The following is a 25283-nucleotide window of genomic DNA, read 5'->3' as shown; positions in this document are numbered from 1 at the left end:
ACATGCCTGTTTTTCCCGTATATCGTGGGCGCCGACTGCGCCGGACCGAGGCACTTCGCCGCCTCGTGCGTGAAACGACGCTCGTCCCATCGCAGCTCGTCCTCCCTCTCTTCGCACGCAGTGGATCCGGATTGCGCCGTCCGATCGAGTCCATGCCGGGCACGGCGCAGACCTCGCCCGACGAGCTGCTGCGCGACGCGACTGCTGCCGCCGAGGCGGGGGTCGGGGGCGTGATCCTTTTCGGGATTCCCGACACCAAGGATGCGACCGGCACTGAAGCATGGGCCGAGCAGGGCGCGGTTCAGCAGGCGGTGCGTCTCCTCAAGCGCGAGCTGCCGCAGATGGTCGTCATCACCGACGTCTGCATGTGCGAGTACACGGATCACGGTCACTGCGGTATTCTCGAGGACGGCGAGGTCGTGAACGACGCGACTCTCGAGCTTCTGTCGCGCGCCTCGCTTTCGCACGCCGCCGCCGGCTCGGACATGATAGCGCCAAGCGACATGATGGACGGGCGGGTCGGAGCGATTCGCGCCGCGCTCGATGAGAACGGTTTCGCGAACACTCCCATCCTCAGTTATGCGGCCAAGTACGCATCGGGTTACTACGGTCCCTTTCGCGAGGCGGCGGAGTCTGCGCCGAAGAGTGGCGACCGAAAGGGATACCAGATGGATGCCGCCAACGCCGAGGAGGCGTTGCGCGAGGTGTTCGCCGACATCGAGGAGGGAGCCGATGCCGTGATGGTCAAGCCGGCGGGCCCGTACCTCGACATCATCACCCGAGTGAAAGAGGCGACGGGCTATCCTGTTGCCGCCTACCAGGTGAGCGGAGAGTACGCAATGATCTGCGCAGCCGCCGAAAAGGGCTGGATAGATCGCGATCGCGTCATGATGGAGTCGCTCGTGGGGATCCGCCGGGCGGGAGCCGATTTCATTCTGACCTACTTCGCCGTGGATGCGGCCCGGGCTCTGCGCCTGGAGCTCAGCCGGTAGTTCACATGCCCGCAAGTCGGGGTAGTTTTAGGTCTGAACCAGGAGACCCGACAGATGCAGTATCGCATGTTCGCCGGGACCGACGTGGCCGTGAAGGTGGCTTCGTGAACCCATGGCACGATTTCCCCGTGGGATCGCATCCTCCTGAAGTCGTCACCGCCGTCATCGAGATTCCGCGCGGAAGCCGCAACAAGTACGAGCTCGACAAGCAGAGCGGACAATTTCGTCTCGACCGCGTGCTGTTCTCGGCGGTTCACTATCCCGGCGATTACGGATTCATTCCGCGGACACTGCACGAGGACAACGATCCGCTCGACATCATCGTCAGCATCAACGAGCCGACGTTCCCCGGATGTCAGATAGACTGCCGGCCGCTCGGCGTGCTCAAGATGCTCGACCGCGGCGAGCCCGACGACAAGATCATCGCTGTCCCGTCGTTCGATCCGTTCTACAACGAGTATTTCGACATCGCCGACCTTTCGCAGCACTACCTGAAGGAGGTCGAGCACTTCTTCCACATCTACAAGGATCTCGAGGGCAGGCGAGTCGAGATCGTGGGCTGGGAGAAGAGCGACGCCGCCATGGAGATCATCCAGGCGTCCATGGAGCGGTATGAGGAGAAGTACCTCCGCGTCGGACCGTAGCCTTGTAGAGACGAAGGTCTGGCCAGCCATGGCGAGCAAGGGGTCCGTCACATCATCCGCACGATGATGGCGGAGATAGATCTACAGCTCGCGTTCTCCGGCCTGACTTCGATCGGGTCGGTGGACCGGTCGCTGCTCGCTTAGTAAGGCGGTATCCTCAACACCACTTCGTCGCCCTCGCTGACGGTGATTTCCTCGGTCACTGGCAAGCGATTGGCGCCGATTGGGTCGGCAATGAACCGCAGTGTGGTGACGCCGAACATGATTCCGGCGGGAATCGTGAAGCGTGTCTTCGATAGTCCGGTCGCGATACCGAGGCGCATGCGCTGGCTGTCTCTCAGGACGTAGATCGTCATGTCGAGCAGCGCCTGATTGTCCACCTCCACGGTCGTCGCGGGATGCCGGTCGGTTTGCGCCGTGGTCCCGGTTGTTGCGCATGCGGTGAGCACGGCACTCGCCGCCAGCAGCATGATCCGTCTCATCGCGGTCATCTGGTTCTCCTGTGAGCCCTCACATCGTCGTACCCGAATGGCAGGTTACGTTCCAGACACCCTCTCGAACGGCTGGCTCCTGCAAATTTGGAGGCCAATGAACTGCCGCTTGTCGACACAGAGACCGTCGAGACCGCAGAGAAAGACAACTGCTTTTGGTTCTGACAGCGGTTTGCGAGTCGGCGTGCTACGTCGGGATCGTTACGGCTATGGATGGTAGCAATGTCGTTGCCGTCAACCAAGAAAATAAGGAAGCCTGGATCCATGTTGACGCTACGCCCGCGGCCTTTCGCGCGTGGTCGCCGCGGGCCGCAGCGTCCCATGCGATACGGGCTCCATCTCGCGCCGCAGGAACAGGTACTCATACAGCAGTGCCGCCGCGATTCCTCCAGCTATCGGCGCCGCCCAGTAGATGAGCTGTGCCTCGAAGATTCCGCTCGCGACGGCGGGTCCGAACGATCGCGCAGGATTCATGGACCCGCCGGTGAGAGGCCCGATCGCGAGCATGTCCGCCGTGACCGTTAGACCGATTGCAAGGCCGCCAATGTTCGGCGCCTTCGGATCCACGGCCGTGCCGAACACGACGAGCACAAGGAAGAACGTCGCAATGAACTCGAGGAGGAATGCCTGTCCGCCAGTCACCTGCAGAGCGATGGCCTGACCGCCGCCGCGCGTCGCCTCGAAAAGCGCGATCGGGAACGTCCACTTGAGAGCGTACGCGCCGACAATGGCGCCGATGATCTGAGCGAGGATGTAGACCCCCGCCATTGGCACGTCGATGCGGCGCGCCGCGAGAAATCCGAGCGTTATCGCGGGATTGAAGTGACCGGAGATCCGCATCAGCGCGCTTACCATCACGGCCAGAATCAGTCCGTGCGCAAGCGCGATGCCGACGAGCCCCGCGGGACTATTGGAGTCCTTGGCGATCATGATCGCGGCGCCGCCGACGAAGACGAGCGCAAAGGTGCCGATGAACTCGGCGACGAAATGGCGCCAGGAATCCCGCATAAGGAAGCTCCGTTGTTGACGTGAGGGCCGCGGCACCCTCACCGCGTCAGTTCACGCGGCGGAGCACGAGCGCGGCGTTGATGCCGCCGAATCCGAACGAGTTCGTGAGAACATGCTCCACTCTCTCGCTCTGTCCCGTTCCGGGCAGAAAGTTAAGGTCACAGGCCTCGTCGGCAACGGTGAGGTTGATTGTCGGAGGAAGCCACTCGCGCTCGATCGCGAGCGCCGATATGGCCGTTTCGATCGCACCCGAAGCTCCGAGCGCGTGGCCGTAGTACCCCTTCGTCCCGCTCACCCGCACGGAGTAGGCCGCATCTCCGAAGACGTCTTTGATCGCCTTTGTCTCCGTCGGATCGTTGAGCGGAGTCGAGCTGCCGTGCGCGTTCACGTAGCCGATCTCCTCCGGGCCGACGTGCGCGTCCCTCAGCGCGAGTCGCATCGATCTCGCCGCCTGCGAGCCGTCAGGCCGCGGCGCCGTCATGTGGTACGCGTCGTTGGTGAACCCGAATCCCGCCACCTCCGCATAGATCTTCGCCCCGCGCGCGACTGCGCGATTGTATTCCTCAAGAATCACTACGGCCGCGCCCTCTCCCATCACGAAGCCATCGCGGTCCCTGTCGAACGGACGCGATGCGCTTCCCGGGTCCTCGTTCCGCGTTGACATTGCCCGGATGATCGAGAACGCGCCGAAGCACAGCGGAGCGAGCGGCGCCTCTGCACCGCCGCATATCATCACGTCGGCGTATCCATCGCGGATGAACCGGAATCCTTCGCCGATCGCCAGCGTGCCCGATGCACAGCTCATCGAGTTCGTCGAGTTCGGTCCGGACACACCGAGCTCGATGGCGATGTTGCAGCTCGCCGCTCCGCCGAAGACACAAAGCGCGAGCATCGGATCCACCGCGCGGACCCCCTCTTTCAGATACAGATTCAACTGGCTTTCCGCGAATTCGAGCCCGCCGAGCGCACTCCCCATCGTCGAGCCGATCTGCTCCCGGTCTTCGCTCTCGAGATGGATGCCCGCGTCCTCGATCGCCATTCGCGCCGTCGCCACGGAAAACTGCCCGAAGCGATCGAGCCGCCTGGCTTTCTTCCGCTCGAGGTGATCGGTCGCGACGAAGTCATTCACCTCCGCGGCATTGTGACTCTTGAAGATCGACGGGTCGAAGCGCGTGACAGCCCCCACCGCGGACCGCTCGCGACGCAGGCCTTCCCACAGGCCTTCGACGGTGGATCCGATCGGGGTGACGGCACCGATTCCAGTTATTACCACTCTCCGCTTCGACAATCGCTGCTCCGCTGAGTTATCCCGGGCCGGCGCCGCTGCGACTGCCCGCTTCGCGCTCCGCGACCGCTGCCAGCCCCGCCAGCGTTCGTGACGCAATACCGTGAATGAAGACAGGCCCGATTACGATCGTGGCCACCGGAATTCCGATGAACGGAACGGGGATGCCATCCCACACATGCAGAATCCTTACCCGGGTTCCGCCGGATTCCGCGCGGAACGTCCACTCCACGTCCATGCCTTTCGTTATACCCGCGATGTGACGGAATCGGATTACCGGCGCTCCATCATCCACAGACATCTCGGACAACCACCACGTCGGCCAGGCGACCGGTCCGAAAGGCCGGTCCGCTGCCATCTCCACGATTCCGCCGCCGTCCCTCGCGCGCTCGCGAAAGCGCACGTACCGGTAATGCGGAAGATGCGCCGGCCACTCCTCGACTCTGCGCGCGAGTCCGAAGATGGTGCGCCATGGCGCACGAACGAGCCGCTCATCCACCGTCTCCATCCAACGGCCAGGAGGCATCGGTCCGAGCTCGAACGGCTGTCTCTCGATCGCCGTCATGTCCGCGGTATCCAGCTCGTGGTGATGCGATAGCCCAAGCGCCGTCGCACGACCGGCCGCTCGCCGGTCGCGGCCTCGACGATGTCCGCGAGCTCATCGGGAAGAAACCCTCTCATCACGGAAACTACACCATCGTGCCGGCTCGCCGTGTGAAAGCGCAGCGGGAACGATGTGAGCCAGATTCCCGCCGCCGCCACGAAGCTGCGACGAAGATCGCTGATCACGACGCGGCTCCTCGCCACGCGATTCATCTCGCGGACGAGCGCGGCGGCGTCAGCGGCAATGAAGTGATGCAGAAGCTGTGACGCCATCACGACGTCCACGCTGCGGTCGCGAAAAGGCAGCGCGACAGCATCTCCGCACACCACGGTGTCGTTGGCGCTCCCGTACGCGGACAGGAGTGGACCCGACATCTCCATGCCGATGGTGCGCAGCTTCACGCCGAGGCCGGCTGCGGCAAGCCTCGCGGCGGCCGGTATGTCGCCGACGCCTGTTCCGACGTCGAGCATTGACCCGTATCCATGCATCTCCCGCAGCGCGGGCATCAGCTCGGTGATCGCCGCCCTCCGGCCGCCGAACAGGATGTTGGCGCGGGCAACGTCGCGCATCGAGCGCGTCATCAGTGCGGGATCCACGGCGGGATCGTCGAGTATCTCGATACCGCGCCGCCGCGCAGGCGTCAGTAGTCCGGTCACAATCAGCGCTCCAGCTGCGCGTAACCCCCGCGATAGTAGAGCAGCGGCTTGCCTTCGTTCGCGACCGCGACCTCTACCGCTCCTGTCAGGATGTCGTGGTCTCCCGCCTCGCGCCGTGTCACCACCTTGCATTCGATGTACCCAAGCACTTCGTCGAGGATTGCCGCACCGGTCTGGCCGCGGTCGTAGCCGATTCCGTCGAACCGGTTCTGTCCACTCTCCGCGAACCGCCGCGCCAGCGCTTCCTGTCCCTCTGACAGGATGTTGACTATGAAGTGGCTCGCCTTCGACAGCACGTCGTAGATGGAAGCCGCGTGATCTACGCAGATGAGGACGAGCGGCGGATTCAGGCTTACCGACGCGAACGCGCTCACGGTCATCCCCACGTCGCGACCACTGGCGTCCACGGTCGTGACGACGGTCACACCTGTTGCGAAGCGGCCGAGTACAGAGCGGAATGAGTCCTGGTCTACGGTCATGCGCGGCCCGAAGGGGAGAATATGAGACTGAGAAGATAGCCGGGCCGCAGAACCTCCCGCGCGGGAACGAAATCCCCGACCACTCCGACGAGGAGGTCGGCCATGTCTCGCCGTCGTGAAAGCACGTCGGCAGCGCGGTTGATGAGGGCGGGAATTGCGACCGCTGCTCCGACAAGGCGCTCGACCCTCCACTTGCCCGAGAACTCGGCGCGGCGCGCTGATTCGTAGGCGCGGAGCGGGGCATCCGCCGTCGCGCCGTCCCGGGCGCGCACCGACTCGGCCGCAAAATCCGCCAGCAGCTCGCCGCCACGCAGCGCGGTGTAGATGCCCTCGCCGGTGAACGGGTCGAAGAACTCCGCCGCATCGCCGACGAGCGCGGCACCTCTTGCCCATCCCCTTCGGGCCGACGTCGCGAACGGGCCAGTGGCGCGCACCGGATCCACGCGCGTCGCGCGCGCGAACATCGCCGCGATTCGTGGCCGCTCGGCGATCCAGCTCTCGAGAAACTCCGTGCGGTCCACCGCGACCTCTGCGGCGCGCGACACGGGAACGACGACGGCGACATTGGTGAGCCCGTTGCCGACATCGGCGACTCCGCAGTAGCCGTCGCGATCCACGAACATCTCACCGAACCGGCCAACTTCTTCTGCCCCCGAATAGTGGGTGACGAGCGCGATTCGCCGAGGCCATCGCGACGAGCGGATGAGACCGAGACGTCGTCCGACGACTGAGCGAAGGCCGTCCGCGCCGACGATCAGCCGCGCACGCCTCTCCGCGACTCCACTTGCGCCGGCGGTGATCACGCCGCTGACGCGCCCGCGGTCATCCCGTATCATGTCGGTCACGCGCGTGCCCTCCTCGACTGTCGCGCCCGCCGCGCGGGCGCGTTCGAGAAGAATTGCGTCGAGTATCGTCCGACGGACAGCCAGCCCCCGGTCGCGGTATCCGCGAAATCGGTGGGCAGCCGCGAATTCCCCGTGAATGACTGACCCGTTGGGCGCGTGAACCCGCATCCCGGCGAGCTGTGCGGCGCCCGCATCCTCGACTGCGTCGAGAGCGTTCATCTCCGCCAGGATCCGCGATGCCTGTGGGCTCATGTATTCGGAGCACGTCTTGTCGCGCGGGAAATACGCGCGGTCGAGCAGCAGTACATCCACGCCGGCGCGCGCGAGAAAGAACGCGGTGGACGAGCCTGCGGGGCCGCCGCCCACTACGATCACCTGCGCGTCAGGCATGCGATACCGCGGCGGGACGTCGCAAAACGGCGCGCGAGACGCGCTGAAAGATTCCCATGTACTGCCAGTGCGGCCTTGGCAGCCGAAGAATGGACGCCACTCGCGTAAGGTATGGGAGGAGCACCGATCGCGAATCAGCCGAGAACATGAAGCGGGGGTGATCGGCGGAGAAACGGCGAAGACGATCTACCGCAGCGTCGAACCCGAGCCCGGGACTGAAATAGAATGTCGGATCGAGCAGCGACGCTTCCGCGACCACCACCCCTTCGTCAATTGCGATTCGATGCAGCGTCGTGCCTGGATAGATGCGCAGTCCGACAGTCAGATAAACCGCGTCGCCCCGGCGCAGCCGCCACGCCGCGAACTCAAGCGTCTCCTCGAGCGTGTGTGGCGTTTCTCCCGGCCCGCCGACGAGAAAGATCCACAGTGCGCGAATCCCCGCCCGCTCCACCCTCTCGGCCGCGTCGCGCGCTTTTGCGGCGCTGAATCCTTTTTCCAGGCGCTCGAGGACCGGATCGCTGGCGCTCTCGGCGGTGATGCCGAGCGTGCGGAAGCCCGCTCCACGCATCGCGTCCAGAAGCTCATCGGAGACCGCGGCGGGTGTGAAATTGGTCGTGTCCAGATGGACGCCCATGTTCCGGCGGATGATCGCTTCGCACACTTCGATCGCGTGCCCCTGAGGCGAGTTGAACGTCGAGTCCACGAAATCGAAGTTGCGAACGCCGGCGCTTCGCCACAGCTCTTCGATCTCGTCGGCGACGCGCTCCGGATTGCGGGTGCGATATCCCCACCCCTCGACGTTCCGATAGGTGCAGTAGACGCATTTGTAAACGCATCCGCGCTTCGTCTGGATCGGGATCGTTGCGCCATGCCTCTCGTAGCGCCTCAGGTCTATCCAGCGGTGAAGCGATGGAGATGGCAGGGCGTCGAGGTCGGCGTCCTCTCCGGGCGGAGTGAAGTGCACTCTTCCATCCACGGAGCGAACGACACCCGCCAGGGCCGTCACGTCTTCGCCGCGCGCGAGCGCTCCCACGAGTGCGACACTCGCGCGCTCGCCGTCTCCGGCGACCGCGAAGTCCACGCCGAAATCGCGGAAGAGCGCCTCGGGTGCGACGCCGAACGCCGCTCCTCCGGCGATGATCTTCGCCGCCGGAACCGCCTCTCGCAGCGCAGCGAAGATGGTGCGCGCCTCAGGCATGTAATGACGGAGCGCGATCGCGTCGCTGTTGTCTATGTTTCGCACCGAAACTCCGACGATAGTCGGTTGGAACTCGCGCGCCGCGCGCGATGCCGCCGCGACTGGATCCGCTTCGAAGCACAGGTCCAGAAACCGCACTTCATGTCCGGCTCGCTCGAGAGCCGACGCGACGCATGCCAGCCCGTTGGGCACCACCGGGTAGGGTTGCCTCTCGCGGTTGGTGCTAACGAGCAGGACTCGGGCTCCGTCGCGCGGGCAAGAGCTCGCTGAATCGGTGGATCTCATCGAGCCCCCAAGGATCGCTTCACAACAGGCAGAGCATCCCGATGATCGCTCCGCCGAGCGAGCTGAGGGCGTTGACTGCGTCGTTGTCGAGCCAGCGAATGCCTCCAGTCGCAAGTGTGACAGTACCGCACGAGTGCACCTCTCGTTCCGTGGCGCGACCGCAGTGCTCGCACCAGCGTGTGGCCTGGAGTGTTGCGCCGAGCAGGGAATCGAGGATGGAACCGGCGAATCCCCCGATCGCCGCGGCACAGACAGCGTGCAGGGGCCACTTCAAAAGAAACGTAGCTAGCGCGATGAAGAGCGCTCCTCCGGCCGCCGCAATCGTTCCGAGCCACGTCACCCCGCCGGAGGTGCCGGGCGCTACCGTGGCGAACGAAACCAGCGACCGGGGAGGCCGTGACGACAGCATGCCGATCTCGGTCGCCCACGTGTCGGCGGTGGACGCCGCGATCGCACCGGCGCCGAGCACCTGCCATGAAGGCGAGGGCCAAAGCACGCTGCCCATCGCCGCCCCGGCGAGCACGCCACCGTTCGCGAGCACCTGCCACGCATCCCGGGCGCCACCCTTCTCGACGACGTCTCCGGTGCGCACGCTTTTCGCTTTCTTCCATGTTGCCGACAGTCCGACGCCGGTGATGAAGAACGCGATGAGCAGCAGTGCCCAGGTCCGGCCCGCGGCCATGCACGCGGTCGCGATGACGACTGCCGCCACGGCGCCACTCCCGGACAGCGAATCGAGCCGGCGCGCGGCGAGGGCGATGACTGTCACCATGGCGACTCCGGCGAGAACGCGGGCCGCCGCGGACGCGAAAAAGATGTCTGTCAGTCGTTCACCTTCGACCGGTTTGCAATAACTTTCGCTGTCGCCGGCCGATGCCGGACCCATCTTACGGAGCAAATGCCCCCGACAGTCAACGCTCGCATCCCGCTAAGCCTTCTCGAAGCAATTCGCCGCATAGATACACCGGAGGATCAGGTGGAGGCCGAATATGTCCCTGAGCTCCGAAACAAGCGACTGGGGCTGAGCGATACGGTGTACACCCAGATAAGGCGGTACACCGACGCGATGAAGCGCGGCCAGCAGGTCCCGTTCGCCGAAGCCGAAGGCTTGGGCACGCTGATCGGACGCCGCCCCGATGCCGAGGAGCTGTTCAGGAACGCGGGTGTCATCCTCGCGCGCGATATTTACCAATCCCTGTCGCCGACGCGTCGCGGAACGATCCGGGTCGGCCCGGCCTTCATAAGCCGGCGGATGGCGCTCAAGCAGCTCCGCGTCGTCGTCGAGAAAAAATTCGGCGGAACGCTCGAGCGCAGCGGCTCCTTCATTACGCTCAAGATCCCCAATTCCGCGACGGTCAACGGGACCCCGAAATCCGGCGGCTGCGTCTTCTACGAATATGCCCTCCGCGAGCTGATCCGACTGCTTATCAATGGCGGCGGACAGATAGATCACGTCCACTGCGTTCAGCGCGGCGATGGCATCTGCGAATGGCGCGCGGAATGGCGAAGCCACAACGAGTGACCACCGAACCATGCTGAATCCGGAACTGCTTCCCCCGCTTCAGGCGGCACTCGCCGACGCGGACCTCGATGGATGGCTCATCTTCGATTTCCACGGACTCAATCCGGTTGCCCTTGGAATGCTCGGCCTCGAGGGCATGGCGACGCGCAGGATTTTCGCATTCATACCAAGGTCCGGCAGTCCGGTCGCCATCACGCACGCCATCGAACAGGGTCCATGGCGGCTCTGGCCCGCCGAATGGGGCCGCACGAAATACAGCGGCTGGCGCGAGCTCGAGTCGCAGCTCGCCACACTGGTAAAGGGCAAGCGGGTAGCGATGGAGTATTCGCCGGGCGACGCGGTTCCCTATCTCGACAGGGTTCCAGCTGGGGTGCTGGAGATGGTTCGTGGCGCCGGAGCGACGGTTGTATCGAGCGCGGACCTCGTGAGCCGGTTCTACGCGGTCTGGACAGAGGAGAACCTCGCGTCGCATCGGCGAGCAGCGGTGGTCATCGCTCGCGTTGCCCACGAAGCGATGCAGCGTGCCGGCGATGCGGCCCGGTCCGGCTCCCCCATCACCGAATTCGCCCTCCAGCAATGGATACTTGGCGAATTCGCAAAAAACCGGCTGGAGACGGACCACGGTCCGATCGTCGCCATCGGTCCCAACGCGGCCAACCCGCATTACAGTCCGCCCGCGGAAGAGAGCGCGCTCATCCGCAATGGAGACATCCTGCTGATCGATCTCTGGGCGAGGGAAGAGAACGGCGTCTTCGCCGATCAGACCTGGATGGGATCGCTCGGCCAGCCGGGCGAGCGCGAGATCGGAATCTGGGAAGCCGTTCGCGATGCGAGAGATGCCGCCATCACGCTTCTACGCGAACGGATTCCGGCGGGCATTCCGGTGAAGGGAGGAGAAGTTGACGATGCCGCACGCGCGGTCATCACCTCACGCGGCCATGGCGAGAGATTCATCCACCGCACCGGACATTCGATCGATCCCCGCGACCTGCATGGCTCGGGGCCGCATATAGACAATCTCGAGACGCGAGAAGAGCGTCTGCTGATTCCCGGCGTCGGGTTCTCGATCGAGCCGGGGATCTATCTCACGGGCGATGTCGGAATGCGAAGCGAGGTCAACGGCTGGATCGGCGAGCGTCAGCTCGTCATCACGCCGGACCAATACCAGAAAGAGCTGATCATCGTCTGATCGACCCGAGCAACCGGTCAACGATGGCCGGATCGGCGCCTTCGATTCCGGATAGCGCAATCCGGTGCACGCCGCTTCGGCGGGCTGCCGCGATGAGCAGCTCGATCGAGCGCGAGTCAGGGACCCATATCGTCCATCCGTCACGGCCCACGGCGGTGAGGAATCCCGTCGCCGGATCACGTCTGAAGCTGCCCGACTCAGCCGCGACCAGCGCCTGCGCGCCAGCGAACGTGATCGGTCGGGCGCTCCCGCCCGCATCCCAGCGATAGCCGAACAGCGGGAGCTCTGCGACCACGCGATTCGCTCCGATCTCGACTGTGCGCAGCGCGAGCTGACGCGCCGCCCAGCCAGGAGAAGCGAGCGCCCCCGGTGAAGTGCCCGGCCGGTGCTCTCCCTGAAGCCGCACCACGATGAGATCGGCAATGCGCGCCAGGACCGCGGTCGGATATCCGACCGTGTCTCCCGGCGGAACCACTATTCCCACCGGCGCGAGCCCGCGCGCACGCGCGGAGTCAGCGGTCGCCCGCGCGAGGGCGACGAGACCGGGGAGATCGTTCGGAGTTCCGCCCTGAAAATCCATGAACACTCCGCCCGCGACCATGGATACGGCCAGCGCGATCGCGCCCCCGGATGCAGCGAGAACGTCTCTGTCGTCCGACAGGGCCCGAACCGATTCTGGTCGGTAGCGTCCTCCCTGATACGTCGTCACCACCGCGATCCGAGCTGTCGCGGAATCTCCCGCGCGACTCACCTCGCGCGCAGAGGTGAGGAGCGCTACCGGCCGTAGCGTCGTGCTGTCGAGTACGATAAGTGGTCCCGCGAATGGCGAAGCGGAGCCCACCGATCCGCTCGCCGTGAGCGCGTCGCGCGCGCCGGGCGCGGGCACGAGCCACACCGTCGCCGGCGTCGGCAGTGCTCCCGGCAGCCTCGCGCAGGCGAGACCGCCGCCCGCAATCACTGTCGCGGCGAGCGCCACCGCGCTCCTCTTGCTGATGAGCATCATGGAAATTATGGCAAAGCTTTGCCGCGCGTGATCTGGCAATCGCTCCGTCCCGGAGCCAAAATCCCGACATGCGAATGACAAATCTTTTTCGTGCTCTGATCTGCGCGCTGGTCGCCGCGGCGCCCGCTCCGGCAATCGCGCAGGCTTCCGCCACGTCCAATGCGGTGCGTCCCTCCGGCTCCGCCGACCTCATACTCGTCAACGGACGCGTTTATACGGTGGACGAGAGGCGCCCAATGGTTTCCGCGTTCGCCGTGAAGGGTGGACGGATTCTCTTCGCCGGCTCCGAGCGCGAAGTGCGTTCACTCGCGGGACCGCGGACACGTGTGATAGATGCCGGAGGCGGCGCAGTCATTCCCGGGATGGTAGACGCGCACGCGCACCTCCTCGGCCTCGGAACGTCGCTTCGAAACGTGCAGCTCGCAGGATCGAAATCCTACGACGAGGTCATCGCCGGCGTCGTCGCGCGCGCGAAGCAGATGAAGCCGGGCGAATGGATCGAGGGGCGCGGCTGGGATCAGAACCTGTGGCCCGACAAGCAGTTCCCGACGCACGAAGCTCTCTCTCTCGCGGTGCCGCAGAATCCTGTGGTCCTCGTTCGCATAGACGGCCACGCGATTCTCGCAAACGCGATGGCGATGCGCGCCGCCAACGTGACGGCCGCGACTCCTGATCCCTCCGGTGGGCGCATCATCAGGATGCCGGACAAGTCCCCGAGCGGCGTGTTCGTGGACAACGCCGAAGGTCTCGTGGGACGCGCGGTGCCTCGAGCGACGCGCGCGCAGACGACGCAGGCGATTCTCGAGGCGATCGCCGAAGCGAACAAGTGGGGCCTCGTCGGAATTCACGATGCCGGCGCGAGCAGAAGCACGATAGACATCTACGAGTCGCTTGCGCGGGCGGGACGTTTCAACCTGCGCAACTACGTCCTGATATCCGACGACAGCGCCGCCATCATGCACTACATGTCGCGCGGACCGCAAAGCGCTCTCTACGATGGGCGCGTCTGGATTCGCAGCATCAAGCTCTACGCCGACGGCGCGCTCGGCTCCCGCGGCGCGGCGCTGCTCACTCCGTATGCTGACGACGCTGGCAACACCGGCCTGCTCGTCTCCGCGACGGCTCACATCCAGCGCGTGGCGACTCTGGCGCTGCGCAAGGGATTCCAGGTGGGAGTGCACGCCATCGGCGATCGCGGCAATCGCGTCGTACTGGACGCCTTCGATGCCGCGCTGAAAGCGGTGCCCGTTGCCGACCACCGCTTCCGCGTCGAGCACGCCCAGGTCATCTCTCTCGAAGACATCCCGCGGTTCGCGACCCTCGGTGTGATCGCGTCAATGCAGGCGAGTCACCAGACCAGCGACATGCGTTGGGCCGAAGTACGTGTCGGGCCCGACCGGATCAAGGGAGCGTACGCGTGGCGATCGCTCCTCAATACCGGCGTGATAATTCCGAACGGGAGCGATTTCCCCGTCGAAGAGGTCAACCCGCTCATCTCGTTTCACGCCGCCGTCTCGCGGCAGGATGCGTCGAACTGGCCCCCCGGCGGATGGTATCCCGATCAGATCATGACGCGCTCGGAGGCGCTCGAGTCCATGACGATCTGGCCGGCCTACGCCGCGTTCCAGGAGAACGTGATGGGCTCCATCACTCCCGGGAAATACGCGGACTTCGTGGTACTCGATCGCGACATCATGACCGTTCCCGCGAGCGAAATCCTTCAGACCCGCGTCATGTCCACATGGCTCGGCGGGCGAAGCGTGTACGAGAAGAGATAACTGTCCGTAGTTGTGGGCGTGGCACGTCCGTTGCCCCTCCACACCGCATCGATGCAAGCGAAATCAAGAATGAATCAGCGTCTGTCCGGCACATTACTGTTGTCCGTCGTACTGCTGGCGGGCTGTTCAACCGACAAGAAAGCCGACGCGGCTCAGCCCGCGCGCCTGAAGGAAGGGGATGTCGCTCCGCGTCCGACGGTCGTTTCGACGCCAACGGAGGCGTACAGGCAGATGACGGTCACCGGCGGTGCGCGCCTGACCGGAACGATCGATTTCGACGGTCCGGTTCCCGCCGATTCCGTCATCACGCTGCCGACGGATCAGCCGGGTTGCGGCCGGTCCATCACCGACCCCTCGATCCAGCGTACCGGTACACGAATCGGTGGCGTTGTGGTCTGGCTTACGGACATCCGCGCCGGCAAGCGTCTGCCCGTCGAGCGTCGCTTCGAGCTCGTGAACACGGATTGCCTCCTCAGCCCGCGCGTCCAGGCGGTATTCGCCCCCGGCACGCTCAACATGGCGAGCGAGGATGTGGCGATGCACCGAAATCGCATCGTCAATGTTGGAACCGGTGAGACCGAAGCCATCGCGCCGTTCAACGACAATGGCGAAGTCGTGCCGTTCGATCGGCTGCTGGACAAGCCCGCGCAGCTGGAGGTCACCTGCGACCTGCATCCATGGTCGAAGGCATGGATTCTAGTGTTCGATCACCCGTATTTCTCGGTGTCGGAGAAGACGGGGACGTTCACGATAGACGACATTCCGCCGGGCACCTGGCACATTAAGGCCTGGCACCCGCTGCTGGGCGTCGCCGAGCAGACCGTCACCTTCGTCGCGGGGCAGCCCGCTACTGTCCCACTGAAGCTTGGGGTCGCAGCGCCCGCGCCTGTGTCTGATTCCGGTGCCGCGCCGCGCTAGTATCGTGGCGCTAAGATCAAGAGCGTTGCAAAGTTTTTGAATTGCCTCGGGGATGCGACAACCAGCTAGCGCGCGAGGAACGCCTCGTCATCGCGGAACTGCCCGCGATAAAGCCGCGAATACACTCCCTCGGACGCCACCAGTTCGGCGTGCCTGCCTTCCTCCACCACACGCCCGCGATCCAGCACCACCACACGATCGGCGCGGAGAACCGTGCTCAGGCGGTGCGCGATGATCATCGTGGAGCGTCCGCGAAGCAGCTCCTGCATCGCCTGTTCGACCAGCCGCTCGCTCTCGCTGTCCAGGCTCGAGGTCGCCTCGTCCAGAATCACGATCGCCGGATCCTTGAGGAAAACGCGCGCGATCGCGAGCCGCTGCCGCTGTCCGCCCGACAGCTTGACTCCCCGCTCTCCGACCAGCGTGTCGAACCCCTCCACCATCCGGTCAATGAACTCGGTCGCGTGTGCGGCCGACGCCGCGCGCCGAATGTCCTCATCGGGGGGCATGCGCCCGTCATCAGTCAGCGCATATGCGATGTTCTCACGCACGGTCCCGCTGAAGAGCGCAGGCTCCTGCGGCACCATCCCGATCGCGCCGCGAAGATCCTCGAGCGACAGCGTCCTCACGTCGTGACCGGCCAGCTTGCGGTCAGCCGCCATGGCCACGAAGAGGAGCGCGAGATAGAGCAGGGAATACTTGTAAACCCACCACGCGGGAGCAGTCCATTCCCTCGCGGCACGCATCCGCACGACTCCCACGAGAAGTATCAGCCCGAGCAGCACGGCCGAAACCAGATACAGCAGTCCGAACGCGCCGAAGGTGAAGGGCAGCACGGTCAGCGGGATGAGGATCAGCGTGTACCACAGCATCTGGTTCATCGTCTCGCGCTCGCCCCACACGAGCGGCGCCATCGGTACGCCGGCCCTGGCGTAATCCCCCTGCTTCAGCAGCGCCAGCGCCCAGAAGTGCGGTGGCGTCCAGTAGAACACAATCAGAAAGAGATAAACAGCGACGAGATCAATGCCGCCGGTCATCGCCGCCCACCCGACGAGGGGCGGGAACGCTCCCGCGGCCCCGCCGATGACGATGTTCTGCGGCGTCGTCCTCTTCAGCCAACGCGTATAGATGAAGACATAGAAGTAGAATCCGCCCAGTGCCAGCGCCGCGGAGAGGACGTTGACGAAGTACGCGAACAGGAACGTCGCCGCAGTCGCCAGCGCGACGCCGAAGGCGAGCACGGAGATTCCGCTCATGCGCCCGCTCGGGATGGGACGCAGCCGCGTGCGGGCCATCCTGTCGTCTATGTCGCGGTCCATGTACATGTTCACCGCGTTGGCGCCGCCGGCCATCAGGTATCCGCCAATGCCCACGATGAGCACCAGCAGCCAGCCGGGACTGCCCGCTACGAACATCGGCGCGATGGTGGTCACCAGCAGCAGCGAGATGATCCTCGGCTTGGTGAGCATCACCAGGTCCTGGAGCAGCGAGCGCTCCGCCGCCGGCGTCACCTGCGCAGATGTCAAGCCGCTGCTCGCACCACGGGTTGCGATTCGGCGAAGCGTCTGGCTCGCGTCGCGACGATCGCGAGTATGACGACTGCCAGCCACACCAGTGTGCCCGCCGCCTGGTGCAGCGATCTGAGGTACGCCGGGAAATGCATCTCGACCATCGCCGCGGCGACGAGCACCTGCAGTACCGCCGCGGCGAACGCGAACCGCGCCGCCCGTACGACGATGGCCGGATCGTGGCGCTTGCCCGCCATGACAGCCATTCTCCACAGATGACCGAAAAGCGCGAACGCGATGATTCGGTGGATGATGTTCACCCAGAGAGCCGTCCCGCCGAAGTTGATCGTGCGGCACCACGGAAAGCCGCCGCACGACGCCGCTGCGTCCGGAAGATTCGCTGTGAGCGCGCCGAGCACCAGCGTAACGATGGCGAGCCCGACGGCGCCTCTCGCCGATCTGAAGGTCCGCTGTGTCCCGCCTGTCAGATCGGCGTTCGCTCCCAGACCGCCAGCGCGGCCAAGAGCTACCGCGAGCGTCGCCAGAAGTGACATCGCGATAGTGAGATGCGACGCGATGACGAGCGGATTGAGCGCCATCTTCACCGTGACCGCGCCGAGGAGCGCGGCGGCTACGACCAGCGTCCCGGCGAGAGTTGCCGGGCGCAGCACTCCGCCCTTTCCGGCGACTCCCGGCTCATTGCGCCGCGTGAACGCCGCCACGAGCAGCGCGACGATCACGAGCGACAGACCGAGCGCGATGTATCGGTGCGTGATCTCGATGATCAGGTCCATGCGGTCGTGCGGAGGGAACCACAGCCCGGCGCACTTCGGCCAGTGTTCGCCGCATCCCATTCCCGATCCCGTGATCCGGACGATGGCGCCGAAAACGATCTCGGCGAACGCGAGTACGAGTGCGACTGCGGATAGACGCTTCAGTGTTTGCATTGGCGATTTATCAGTGAATCGCGCGCCACGTGGCGGCGAACAGGAAAATGAGCGCGATCGCGGGAATGACGGCCCACATCATCTCCGCGCCGCGGGGTGAATGCGGGATCGGCCCCGACCAGCCGTCGTCGCTACGCGGAGTGAACGCGGCGCGCAGAATCGCCAGCTCGGCGATCAGACACAGCGCTGCGGAGATCCAGAAGATCGGCTCAGCAAGCGTGTGAGCTATTCCGTCAGTGTGATACAGAGCCGCTCGCTCCCACGGGGAGTGTGTTCATCGCGGGTAAAACTACTCGCGCACCCGAACGCTTTGCAGTACCGTTTGCGCATGACAGAGCCGATTCCGAGCGTTTCCTCCGCTATTCGCACAGCGGACGCGCCGCAAACATCGCCCGACATCAGCACTCCCGACGGCCTGCCGCGTCGCATCGGACTGTGGACGGCTGTCGCGATACTGGTCGGCTCCACCATCGGCTCCGGGATATTCAGATCGCCCGCGGGCATCGCCAACAGATTGCCCGGACCGCTCCCGCTTCTGAGCGTATGGCTGGTGGGCGGCATCTTCGCACTGTGCGGTGCGCTTACGCTTGCCGAGGCGGCGAGCGCGTTTCCGAAGACGGGCGGGGTGTACGTCTTCATCAGGGAAGCATGGGGCCGTCTCTGCGCCTTTCTGTTCGGATGGTCGGAGCTGGTGATGATCCGCGCCGCTGCGCTTGGGGCGATCTCGACGACTTTCGCCGAGTATTTCATCAGAGTCACCGGGCACGATCCGGGAGTCGCGCCCTACTCGGCATATGTGCACTACGTTGCCGCGGCGGCGATCCTGATCACAGCGGCATTCAATTATGTGGGGGTGCGCACGGCGGGAACCGTGCAGAATCTCACGACCCTGGCGAAGGTCGGTGGTCTTCTGTTCATCGTGGTGCTCGCATTCGGGATGGGATTGCCGCAGACAGGGGGTCACTATGTTCCGGTCGCGCCATCGGGCAGCTTCACTCTTGCTGGCTTCGGGCTGGCGCTGGTCTCGGTGCTGTGGGTCTACGACGGGTGGGCGGATTTGAGCTTCGTCGCGGGCGAGGTGGAGAATCCGCGGCGCAATCTCCCTCGCGCCCTGATCTTCGGCACGAGCGGCATCATCGTCATCTATCTGCTCGCCAACCTTGGCTACCTCGCGGTCCTTCCCGTCGAGGAGATCCGGACGTCCAAGCTCGTGGCGGCGGACGTCGCTGACCGGCTTCTCGGGCGCACCGGCGTCGCATTCGTCGCGACGGTGGTGATGATCTCGACCTTCGGCGGCCTCAATGGCTCGATGTTCACCGGGCCGAGGATTCTCTTTGCGATGGCCGAAGACCGGTTGCTCTTCGGTGGGATGGCGAAGGTGCATCCGCGCTTCCGGACTCCCTACGTGTCCATCACGGTCGTAGCGATCCTGGCGGCGATCTTCGTACTGGCCGGGACGTTCGAGCAGCTGGCGGATGCCTTCGTGACGGCGATCGTCCCGTTCTACGCGCTGGCGGTGGCGTCCGTGTTCGTGCTGCGGAAGAGGCCGGATTATGATCCGTCGTTCAGGGTCCCGGGATACCCTGTCGTGCCGCTGCTTTTCATCGTGTCAACCGTGCTTCTCCTCGTGAACGCGATCCTCGATCCGTCGAGCCGGTGGCCGACTCTCGGAGTCCTCGGCGGCATCGTCGCGGGAATTCCCGTCTACTATATGACTGTGGGACGGCGGCCGAATCGAGCGCGGGGATAATCCTGTCCGCGGCACTGTTGCCGGAGCGTTACCTGGCGACCCGATTTCTTGCTTGCCGGGATGGGTCCCGCGGGATATTTTTACGCGATTCGGAACCCGCCGCTGACTACACACTCTGCCCTCCTTCCTGGTCAGACGTCCCTTAACCCGTTCCGTTCGTACAGGAGCCTAAGTCTATGATTCGAAGGCGTTCGTTATTTACCGCAATCGCGGCATTACTTGTGATCGTACCGTGCACGTCGGTCGCGGCGCAGGGTGTCACAACCTCTGCTATCAGCGCGATCGTCAGGGACGCCCAGGGTCAACCGCGACCGGACGTGCGTGTGACGGCGGTGCACGAGCCGTCAGGATCACGGTATCAGGGACGCACGCGGGCCGATGGTCGCGTTACTCTCGCGGGAATGAGAGTGGGCGGGCCTTACAGAGTTACTGCGGCTTTCATCGGTCTCCAGAGCGAGATGCAACAAGATGTATTCCTGACCCTCGGTGTTTCGACGGATCTGCAGTTCGTGATGCGTGAGGCCGCGACGCAGCTGGGTGACGTGACGGTCACCGGGAGCAGCGAGACGTTCAGCGAGTCGAGAACCGGGGCCGCAACTTTCGTCAGCCGGGAAGCGCTCGCGACTCTTCCCACCATTTCGGGGAGACTCGAGTCGGTCGTTCGCCTGACGCCCCAGTCCGGCGGCGGAATGTCCTTCGCCGGACAGGACAGCCGGCTCAATAACATCACCGTTGACGGATCCTACTTCAACAACTCGTTCGGCCTCGCCAGCACCCCCGGCGACCGGACGGGCGTCGCTCCGATATCCCTCGCTGCAGTCGAGCAGGTCCAGGTCAACGTCGCTCCGTTCGATGTGCGCCAAGGCAATTTCATCGGTGCCGCGATCAATACTGTGACCCGAAGCGGAACCAACAACTTGCGCGGCTCGCTCTACTATTCGAAGCGCGACGAGAGCTTCGTCGGCACCAAGGCGGGCTCGCAGAAGTTCGACCCGGGCACCTTCAACTACAACAATATCGGCGGCTGGGTGGCGGGGCCCGTCATCAAGAACAAGCTCTTCTACTTCCTGACTTACGAGAATGAAGGGCTGACCGAGCCGGGAACCACGTTCAGGGCGAATACCGGCACCGAGACAGTAGGGGGAAGCGTCACGAGAGTAAAGGCTTCCGATCTCGACGCTCTCTCCGCCTTCCTCAAGTCCAAGCTCAACTACGATCCGGGGCCGTATCAGGGTTACAGCGGCGAGACGCCCGCGATGAGGTTCCTGGGCAAGCTCGACCTCAACCTTAACGAGCGGAACAAGGTGAGTCTCCGCTACAACCATCTCGACTCTCACACCGATGTACTGGAGTCCAACTCGTCGTCGCTGGGCTTCGGCAGCAGACGTAGCAACACCACCAGCCTGAATTTCCAGAACTCGAATTACCAGATTCTGGAGAACATCCGATCCATCGTCGGTGAGCTGAACTCTACGATCGGCTCCAACATGGCGAACAACCTGATTGCGGGCTACACGTACCAGGACGAGAGCCGCGCGTCGAGAGGCACGTTCTTCCCGCTGGTCGATGTGCTTGAAAGTGGTTCCACCTACACGTCCTTTGGCTTTGAGCCGTTCACGCCGAGCAACGAGCTTCGCTACGGCACGTACCAGTTCCAGGACAACCTCACCCGTTACGGCGTCAATCACGACCTCACATTCGGCGTGACCGCGGAGAAGTATCACTCGGAGAACGTGTTCTTCCCAGGCTCTCAGAGCGTCTACATCTACAACTCGCTCGCGGACTTCTACACCGACGCGAACGACTACCTTGCGAATCCGAATCGTACCCTCTCTCCGGTCACCCTGCGGCGATTCCAGGTGCGGTGGAACAATATCCCGGGCAGCGAGAAGCCCTTGCAGCCGCTGGATGTCGTATACACGGGACTCTACGGGCAGGACGAGTGGCGGGTAATGCCGAACCTCAAGGTCAACGTCGGCCTGAGGGTCGACGTGCCGTTCTTCGGAAATACCGCGTTTGACAACCCGAGCGCCGACGCGCTGTCGTTCAGGGACGAGAACGGGAAAACAGTCAAGTATTCGACGGGCAAGCTGCCCGATCCGAAGCTTCTGTTCTCCCCTCGCCTGGGCTTCAACTGGGACATTCGCGGCGATCGCAGCACGCAGATCCGCGGTGGCACGGGCGTGTTCACGGGACGTCCGGCGTATGTGTGGATCTCAAACCAGATCGGCAATACTGGAGTCCTCACCGGCTTCCAGGATCTGAGCAACACGAAGACGCGGCCGTTCAATCCCGATCCGAATCATTACAAGCCGACGAACGTTACGGGAGCTCCGGCATCCAGCTATGAGCTCGCTCTGACCGATCCCGATTTCAAGTTCCCTCAGTTGTGGAGAACCGACCTTGCTGTGGATCAGAGGCTGCCGTTCGGGTTGATCGGAACTGCGGAGTTTCTCTACAATCGCGATGTCAACGGCATCTATTACATAAATGCCAATCTCGCCCCGTCCAACACGCAGTTCAGTGGAGCGGACAACCGCCCGCGGTGGACTACGAGCAACCGCATCAACTCCAACGTGGCAAACGCGGTGGTCCTGAAAAATGCCAACGAGGGCCGCTCGTGGAACATTGCCGGCTCGCTGGAAAAGCCTTTCAGCAACGGGCTCTACATCAAGGGCGCGTACAGCTACGGCGAGGCGAAGAACACTGTTGACCCCGGCTCGATCGCCTTCGGGTCTTGGAACAACAATCAGCACGCTGGGGATCCAAACAATCCGGGACTTGGCTTTTCTGGTGCATCACCGGGCCACCGGCTCTTCACCGCCGCGTCCTATCGGCGGGAATATTTCCGCTTCGGCGCTACCACGCTTTCCATGTTCTGGCAGGCGGCTACCATCGGTAACGCGGGCTATACCTATTCCGGCGACCTCAATGGCGATGGCGGATTCAGCAATGACCTGATCTACATCCCCCGCGACATTTCCGAGATGAACTTCCAGCAGTTCACCTCGGGATCGGGTGCGTCGGCCAAGACGTTCACCTCCGCCCAGCAGGCGGCGGCGTGGGAAGCCTACATAGGGCAGGACGACTATCTGAAATCGCATCGCGGCCAGTATGCGGTACGCGGTGCGGTCTTCCTGCCGATGGTGAACCGCGCGGATTTCAGCATCGCGCAGGAAGTCTTTACCGATCTGGCCGGCAAGCGGAACTCTCTCCAGATCAGAGCCGACATCCTCAACGTCGGCAATCTGCTCAACAAGAACTGGGGCGTCGGCCAGCGTTTCGTCAACACACAACCCTTGATCGTGCCGTCCAGCACCCAGGGCGGTGCTGCCGACGCCCAGGGACGGGCGCAGTACAGGCTTCGCACGATAAACAATGAGCTGATGACAACTTCCCTGGAAAAGACCGCCGGCATTGGGGATGTCTTCAGGGTGCAGCTCGGCGTGAGGTACACGTTCAACTAGCGGTACGGCTCGACTGAATCCGACGCGTGCAGACACATTGCGGGCACGGATGAAGGTCCGTGCCCGCAATGCTTTCATACCCGATCGATCATGAGATTTTTGTCCCTCGTCCTTCTCGCTGCCGGCGTGGTGCTTCCGGTGCGCGCGAGCGCTCAGGCCGCGCCCGCCGATTCCACTGATTCCGCCCGGGTGCGCCTGGCGCCCGTGACCATCATCGCTACCCGTCAGACAACTTCCATATTCTCCACTCCGTTGGCAGTTACGGTCGTCGGCCGGCCGCAGCTCGAGAACAAGCGCGGCTATTCGCTCGACGAAGCATTGTCATCCGTGCCCGGCGTATTCGCGCAGTCCAGGTATGGAGCCAGCGACATCCGGCTCACCATTCGCGGCTTCGGCGCGCGCGGCGCGGGCGATCGCTCCAATGCTGGAACGTCGCGCGGCATCCGCGTCCTGATTGACGGCATTCCCGAGACCGAGCCCGACGGCCGGACTTCGTTCGACATGGTGGACCTCGCCGCCGCGAACAGGATCGAGGTCGTCCGATCCAATGCCTCCGCTCTGTGGGGGAATGCCGGCGGCGGAGTGATAAACATCAGCACGGTTCCCGAGTTCCATGGCTCCTTCGCGACCGCACAGCAGATGGCGGGCAGCTACGGATTCCTGCGCACCTCCCTTCAGGGAGGCACCCATCTCGGCCCCGCCGCGCTCGCACTCACATTCACGAACACGATGCAGGAGGGATATCGCGCGCACTCCGACAGCCGGCGCGCCCTCGTCAACGTGTCCATGACGTCCCCGCTCGGAGAATCCACGGACTTCGGCTTGTTCATTTCCGCGGCCAACGATCTTTTCCATATTCCGGGCCCTCTGACGCTGGCCGAGGTGAATTCCGATCCGCGGGGTGCTAACGCGACTTACGCGGCGCGTGACGAAAGACGCTACAATCGCGTCGGCCGCATCGGTGTCTCGCTTCGCCACGCGCTCAGCGAGGCGAGCTCGCTGTCCGGAATGCTGTTCGTGAATCCCAAGGTGCTCCAGCGCTCCGAGCGCGGGACATTCCGCGACTTCAACCGGTATCACCTGGGCGGAAACGCGATATATCGGGCGGGCTACGAAATCCAGCCGGGTATTTCGGCCAGCACGGTAGCCGGGGCCGATCGCGCATACCAGAACGGAACCATCCTGTTCTACTCGCTCACCAGCGACGGCAAGCGCGGAACGGAGCTCCGCGATAACAAGGGAGAGGCGGCGATGAACACCGGCGTCTTCCTCCAGCAATCCTTTCTTTTCGGAGACCGGCTGGGCGCCGACATCGGCGCGCGCTGGGACCAGATCCGCTACGACTATCGAAGCTTCATGGATCCGCGGCTGAACGACGCGAAGGATTTCGCCCGTATCTCGCCCAAGGTCGGCGTCAACTTCCGCGTCACACCCGCACACAGCTTCTACGCCAACGTCGGCGGGGGAGTCGAGGCCCCGGCCGGCAACGAGACCGATCCCGCTTCGACCTTCGGGCAGGACACCGTCACCGCAATAAATCCTCTCCTCGACCCGATCCGCTCGACGAGCTACGAAGTCGGAACGAGACACATGCTTCCGCTCTCCGGCGGCAGCATCTCGGCGGTCTCATATGACATCGCGCTCTATCAAATAGACGTTGCGAACGAGATCGTTCCGTACCGGGGCGGAAGATTCTACTTCACCGCCGGGAAAGTGCGGCGGAGAGGAGCCGAGCTTGGGGCGTCGGTGCTTGGGGGGAGCGATCTCGAGCTTACGGGGAGCGTTACGATGTCGCAGAACCGCTACATCCACTACACGGTCGATTCCGTTCACTACGGCCGGCCAGGCAGGTCGGCGGATTACGCCGACAACGACGTCGCCGGAATCCCGGGCTTGTTCTACAATCTGACCGCGGGCAGGTCGGTGAGCGAGAACATTCCGCTCCGCCTCCAGGTCAGCATGCGCGGTGTCGGAGACTATTTCGTGGACGACGCGAACATGGTTGCCGTGCCCGGATATCGGACGTTCGGGGCGACCGTATCAACGGCAAGCGGAATCTCGTTTGGTAATCTGTCCCTCAAGGCGTTTCTCGCCGTCGAGAACCTGACCGATCAGCGTTACATCGGATCCGCATTCGTGAATCCGGACATCGTGAACGGCGTGCCGGTGGCGTTCGAGCCGGGGGCCGGGCGGTCCTTCATTGTCTCGGTATCGATCGGTCCCCGGTCCAGATAGAAGGCCGTCGACACGCCCCGCTCCCGCCAGCCAATCTGGCCGTTGCGGGCCCTTGGTACGGTACCTACGTTAGAGAAAGAGCTGACGTAGAG

The 25283-nt window shown here is 64.0% G+C and carries 22 protein-coding genes; 10 read left to right on the top strand and 12 right to left on the bottom strand.

All coding sequences use genetic code 11. The features are described 5' to 3' along the window. The first annotated feature begins 2 nt into the window (after positions 1-2). Both hemB and Q7S20_12125 read left to right on the top strand, forming a co-directional pair. Entirely contained in the window at positions 3-992 is a 990-nt protein-coding gene (gene hemB / locus Q7S20_12130; GenBank protein MDO8502581.1) for a porphobilinogen synthase, read from the top strand. 104 nt (positions 993-1096) lie between these two features. Further along, positions 1097-1636: an inorganic diphosphatase gene (locus Q7S20_12125; protein MDO8502580.1), complete on the top strand. Its 540-nt coding sequence runs from the start codon at positions 1097-1099 to the stop codon at positions 1634-1636. Between the two features lie 140 nt (positions 1637-1776). Here Q7S20_12125 and Q7S20_12120 read toward each other — a convergent pair whose 3' ends face one another. From Q7S20_12120 to Q7S20_12080, 9 genes are all read right to left on the bottom strand, one after another. After that, complete coding sequence (locus Q7S20_12120) at positions 1777-2127, bottom strand: hypothetical protein (protein MDO8502579.1); 351 nt, start codon at positions 2125-2127, stop codon at positions 1777-1779. Between the two features lie 273 nt (positions 2128-2400). Beyond that, positions 2401-3135, bottom strand: coding sequence for an aquaporin (locus tag Q7S20_12115; GenBank protein ID MDO8502578.1), 735 nt, complete (start codon positions 3133-3135; stop codon positions 2401-2403). Between the two features lie 46 nt (positions 3136-3181). Next, on the bottom strand, positions 3182-4423 hold the full coding sequence (gene fabF / locus Q7S20_12110) for a beta-ketoacyl-ACP synthase II (protein MDO8502577.1): 1242 nt from the start codon (positions 4421-4423) through the stop codon (positions 3182-3184). A gap of 16 nt (positions 4424-4439) precedes the next feature. After that, on the bottom strand, positions 4440-4985 hold the full coding sequence (locus tag Q7S20_12105; protein MDO8502576.1) for an SRPBCC family protein: 546 nt from the start codon (positions 4983-4985) through the stop codon (positions 4440-4442). Then, positions 4982-5680: a methyltransferase domain-containing protein gene (locus tag Q7S20_12100; protein ID MDO8502575.1), complete on the bottom strand. Its 699-nt coding sequence runs from the start codon at positions 5678-5680 to the stop codon at positions 4982-4984. Before Q7S20_12100 ends, Q7S20_12105 begins: the two co-directional genes overlap by 4 nt. Before the next feature lie 2 nt (positions 5681-5682). After that, on the bottom strand, positions 5683-6159 hold the full coding sequence (locus Q7S20_12095; GenBank protein ID MDO8502574.1) for a flavin reductase family protein: 477 nt from the start codon (positions 6157-6159) through the stop codon (positions 5683-5685). Further along, positions 6156-7394, bottom strand: coding sequence for an NAD(P)/FAD-dependent oxidoreductase (locus Q7S20_12090; protein MDO8502573.1), 1239 nt, complete (start codon positions 7392-7394; stop codon positions 6156-6158). Before Q7S20_12090 ends, Q7S20_12095 begins: the two co-directional genes overlap by 4 nt. Beyond that, positions 7387-8877, bottom strand: coding sequence for a radical SAM protein (locus Q7S20_12085; protein ID MDO8502572.1), 1491 nt, complete (start codon positions 8875-8877; stop codon positions 7387-7389). Before Q7S20_12085 ends, Q7S20_12090 begins: the two co-directional genes overlap by 8 nt. Before the next feature lie 19 nt (positions 8878-8896). Beyond that, on the bottom strand, positions 8897-9763 hold the full coding sequence (locus Q7S20_12080) for a DUF92 domain-containing protein (protein MDO8502571.1): 867 nt from the start codon (positions 9761-9763) through the stop codon (positions 8897-8899). A gap of 12 nt (positions 9764-9775) precedes the next feature. Between Q7S20_12080 and Q7S20_12075 the strand changes: the two genes are divergently transcribed. Beyond that, positions 9776-10399: a hypothetical protein gene (locus Q7S20_12075; GenBank protein ID MDO8502570.1), complete on the top strand. Its 624-nt coding sequence runs from the start codon at positions 9776-9778 to the stop codon at positions 10397-10399. 10 nt (positions 10400-10409) lie between these two features. Beyond that, positions 10410-11588 carry a Xaa-Pro peptidase family protein gene (locus Q7S20_12070; GenBank protein MDO8502569.1) on the top strand — a complete coding sequence of 393 codons (1179 nt, stop codon included), beginning with the start codon at positions 10410-10412 and terminating at the stop codon, positions 11586-11588. Here the strand turns inward: Q7S20_12070 and Q7S20_12065 are convergent. Continuing rightward, positions 11578-12591, bottom strand: a complete 1014-nt coding sequence (locus Q7S20_12065; GenBank protein ID MDO8502568.1) for a hypothetical protein — start codon at positions 12589-12591, stop codon at positions 11578-11580. The genes Q7S20_12070 and Q7S20_12065 overlap by 11 nt on opposite strands. Before the next feature lie 74 nt (positions 12592-12665). On the opposite strand from Q7S20_12065, the gene Q7S20_12060 reads away from it, so the two are divergent. Continuing rightward, positions 12666-14369: an amidohydrolase gene (locus tag Q7S20_12060; protein MDO8502567.1), complete on the top strand. Its 1704-nt coding sequence runs from the start codon at positions 12666-12668 to the stop codon at positions 14367-14369. 69 nt (positions 14370-14438) lie between these two features. Beyond that, positions 14439-15287: a hypothetical protein gene (locus Q7S20_12055; GenBank protein MDO8502566.1), complete on the top strand. Its 849-nt coding sequence runs from the start codon at positions 14439-14441 to the stop codon at positions 15285-15287. A gap of 65 nt (positions 15288-15352) precedes the next feature. Here Q7S20_12055 and Q7S20_12050 read toward each other — a convergent pair whose 3' ends face one another. Both Q7S20_12050 and Q7S20_12045 read right to left on the bottom strand, forming a co-directional pair. Continuing rightward, positions 15353-16810, bottom strand: a complete 1458-nt coding sequence (locus tag Q7S20_12050; protein ID MDO8502565.1) for a heme o synthase — start codon at positions 16808-16810, stop codon at positions 15353-15355. Beyond that, on the bottom strand, positions 16807-17739 hold the full coding sequence (locus tag Q7S20_12045; GenBank protein ID MDO8502564.1) for a COX15/CtaA family protein: 933 nt from the start codon (positions 17737-17739) through the stop codon (positions 16807-16809). The genes Q7S20_12050 and Q7S20_12045 overlap by 4 nt, the downstream gene beginning before the upstream one ends. Positions 17740-17786: 47 nt before the next feature. Between Q7S20_12045 and Q7S20_12040 the strand changes: the two genes are divergently transcribed. The 4 genes from Q7S20_12040 (at position 17787) to Q7S20_12025 (ending at position 25191) form a co-directional block, all read left to right on the top strand. Beyond that, on the top strand, positions 17787-17963 hold the full coding sequence (locus tag Q7S20_12040; GenBank protein MDO8502563.1) for a hypothetical protein: 177 nt from the start codon (positions 17787-17789) through the stop codon (positions 17961-17963). Positions 17964-18067: 104 nt separating this feature from the next. Further along, positions 18068-19489, top strand: coding sequence for an amino acid permease (locus Q7S20_12035; GenBank protein ID MDO8502562.1), 1422 nt, complete (start codon positions 18068-18070; stop codon positions 19487-19489). Positions 19490-19665: 176 nt separating this feature from the next. Next, positions 19666-22956 carry a carboxypeptidase regulatory-like domain-containing protein gene (locus Q7S20_12030; GenBank protein ID MDO8502561.1) on the top strand — a complete coding sequence of 1097 codons (3291 nt, stop codon included), beginning with the start codon at positions 19666-19668 and terminating at the stop codon, positions 22954-22956. Between the two features lie 90 nt (positions 22957-23046). After that, positions 23047-25191 carry a TonB-dependent receptor gene (locus Q7S20_12025; protein ID MDO8502560.1) on the top strand — a complete coding sequence of 715 codons (2145 nt, stop codon included), beginning with the start codon at positions 23047-23049 and terminating at the stop codon, positions 25189-25191. Positions 25192-25283 lie beyond the last annotated feature (92 nt).

This window comes from Gemmatimonadaceae bacterium (assembly GCA_030647905.1).
Classification (GTDB): Bacteria; Gemmatimonadota; Gemmatimonadetes; order Gemmatimonadales; family Gemmatimonadaceae; genus UBA4720.
The sequence above is the reverse complement of the archived record's forward strand: the minus strand, read 5'-3'. Positions and strand labels throughout refer to the sequence as shown.

Bases quoted from the DNA above. Each gene is read 5' to 3' on its own strand.
- hemB (MDO8502581.1), top strand. From the start codon at position 3: ATGCCTGTTTTTCCCGTATATCGTGGGCGCCGACTGCGCCGGACCGAG.
- Q7S20_12120 (MDO8502579.1), bottom strand. From the start codon at position 2,127: ATGACCGCGATGAGACGGATCATGCTGCTGGCGGCGAGTGCCGTGCTC.
- Q7S20_12115 (MDO8502578.1), bottom strand. From the start codon at position 3,135: ATGCGGGATTCCTGGCGCCATTTCGTCGCCGAGTTCATCGGCACCTTT.
- Q7S20_12105 (MDO8502576.1), bottom strand. From the start codon at position 4,985: ATGACGGCGATCGAGAGACAGCCGTTCGAGCTCGGACCGATGCCTCCT.
- Q7S20_12095 (MDO8502574.1), bottom strand. From the start codon at position 6,159: ATGACCGTAGACCAGGACTCATTCCGCTCTGTACTCGGCCGCTTCGCA.
- Q7S20_12090 (MDO8502573.1), bottom strand. From the start codon at position 7,394: ATGCCTGACGCGCAGGTGATCGTAGTGGGCGGCGGCCCCGCAGGCTCG.
- Q7S20_12085 (MDO8502572.1), bottom strand. From the start codon at position 8,877: ATGAGATCCACCGATTCAGCGAGCTCTTGCCCGCGCGACGGAGCCCGA.
- Q7S20_12080 (MDO8502571.1), bottom strand. From the start codon at position 9,763: ATGGGTCCGGCATCGGCCGGCGACAGCGAAAGTTATTGCAAACCGGTC.
- Q7S20_12075 (MDO8502570.1), top strand. From the start codon at position 9,776: ATGCCCCCGACAGTCAACGCTCGCATCCCGCTAAGCCTTCTCGAAGCA.
- Q7S20_12070 (MDO8502569.1), top strand. From the start codon at position 10,410: ATGCTGAATCCGGAACTGCTTCCCCCGCTTCAGGCGGCACTCGCCGAC.
- Q7S20_12065 (MDO8502568.1), bottom strand. From the start codon at position 12,591: ATGATGCTCATCAGCAAGAGGAGCGCGGTGGCGCTCGCCGCGACAGTG.
- Q7S20_12060 (MDO8502567.1), top strand. From the start codon at position 12,666: ATGACAAATCTTTTTCGTGCTCTGATCTGCGCGCTGGTCGCCGCGGCG.
- Q7S20_12055 (MDO8502566.1), top strand. From the start codon at position 14,439: ATGAATCAGCGTCTGTCCGGCACATTACTGTTGTCCGTCGTACTGCTG.
- Q7S20_12045 (MDO8502564.1), bottom strand. From the start codon at position 17,739: ATGCAAACACTGAAGCGTCTATCCGCAGTCGCACTCGTACTCGCGTTC.
- Q7S20_12040 (MDO8502563.1), top strand. From the start codon at position 17,787: ATGAGCGCGATCGCGGGAATGACGGCCCACATCATCTCCGCGCCGCGG.
- Q7S20_12035 (MDO8502562.1), top strand. From the start codon at position 18,068: ATGACAGAGCCGATTCCGAGCGTTTCCTCCGCTATTCGCACAGCGGAC.
- Q7S20_12030 (MDO8502561.1), top strand. From the start codon at position 19,666: ATGATTCGAAGGCGTTCGTTATTTACCGCAATCGCGGCATTACTTGTG.
- Q7S20_12025 (MDO8502560.1), top strand. From the start codon at position 23,047: ATGAGATTTTTGTCCCTCGTCCTTCTCGCTGCCGGCGTGGTGCTTCCG.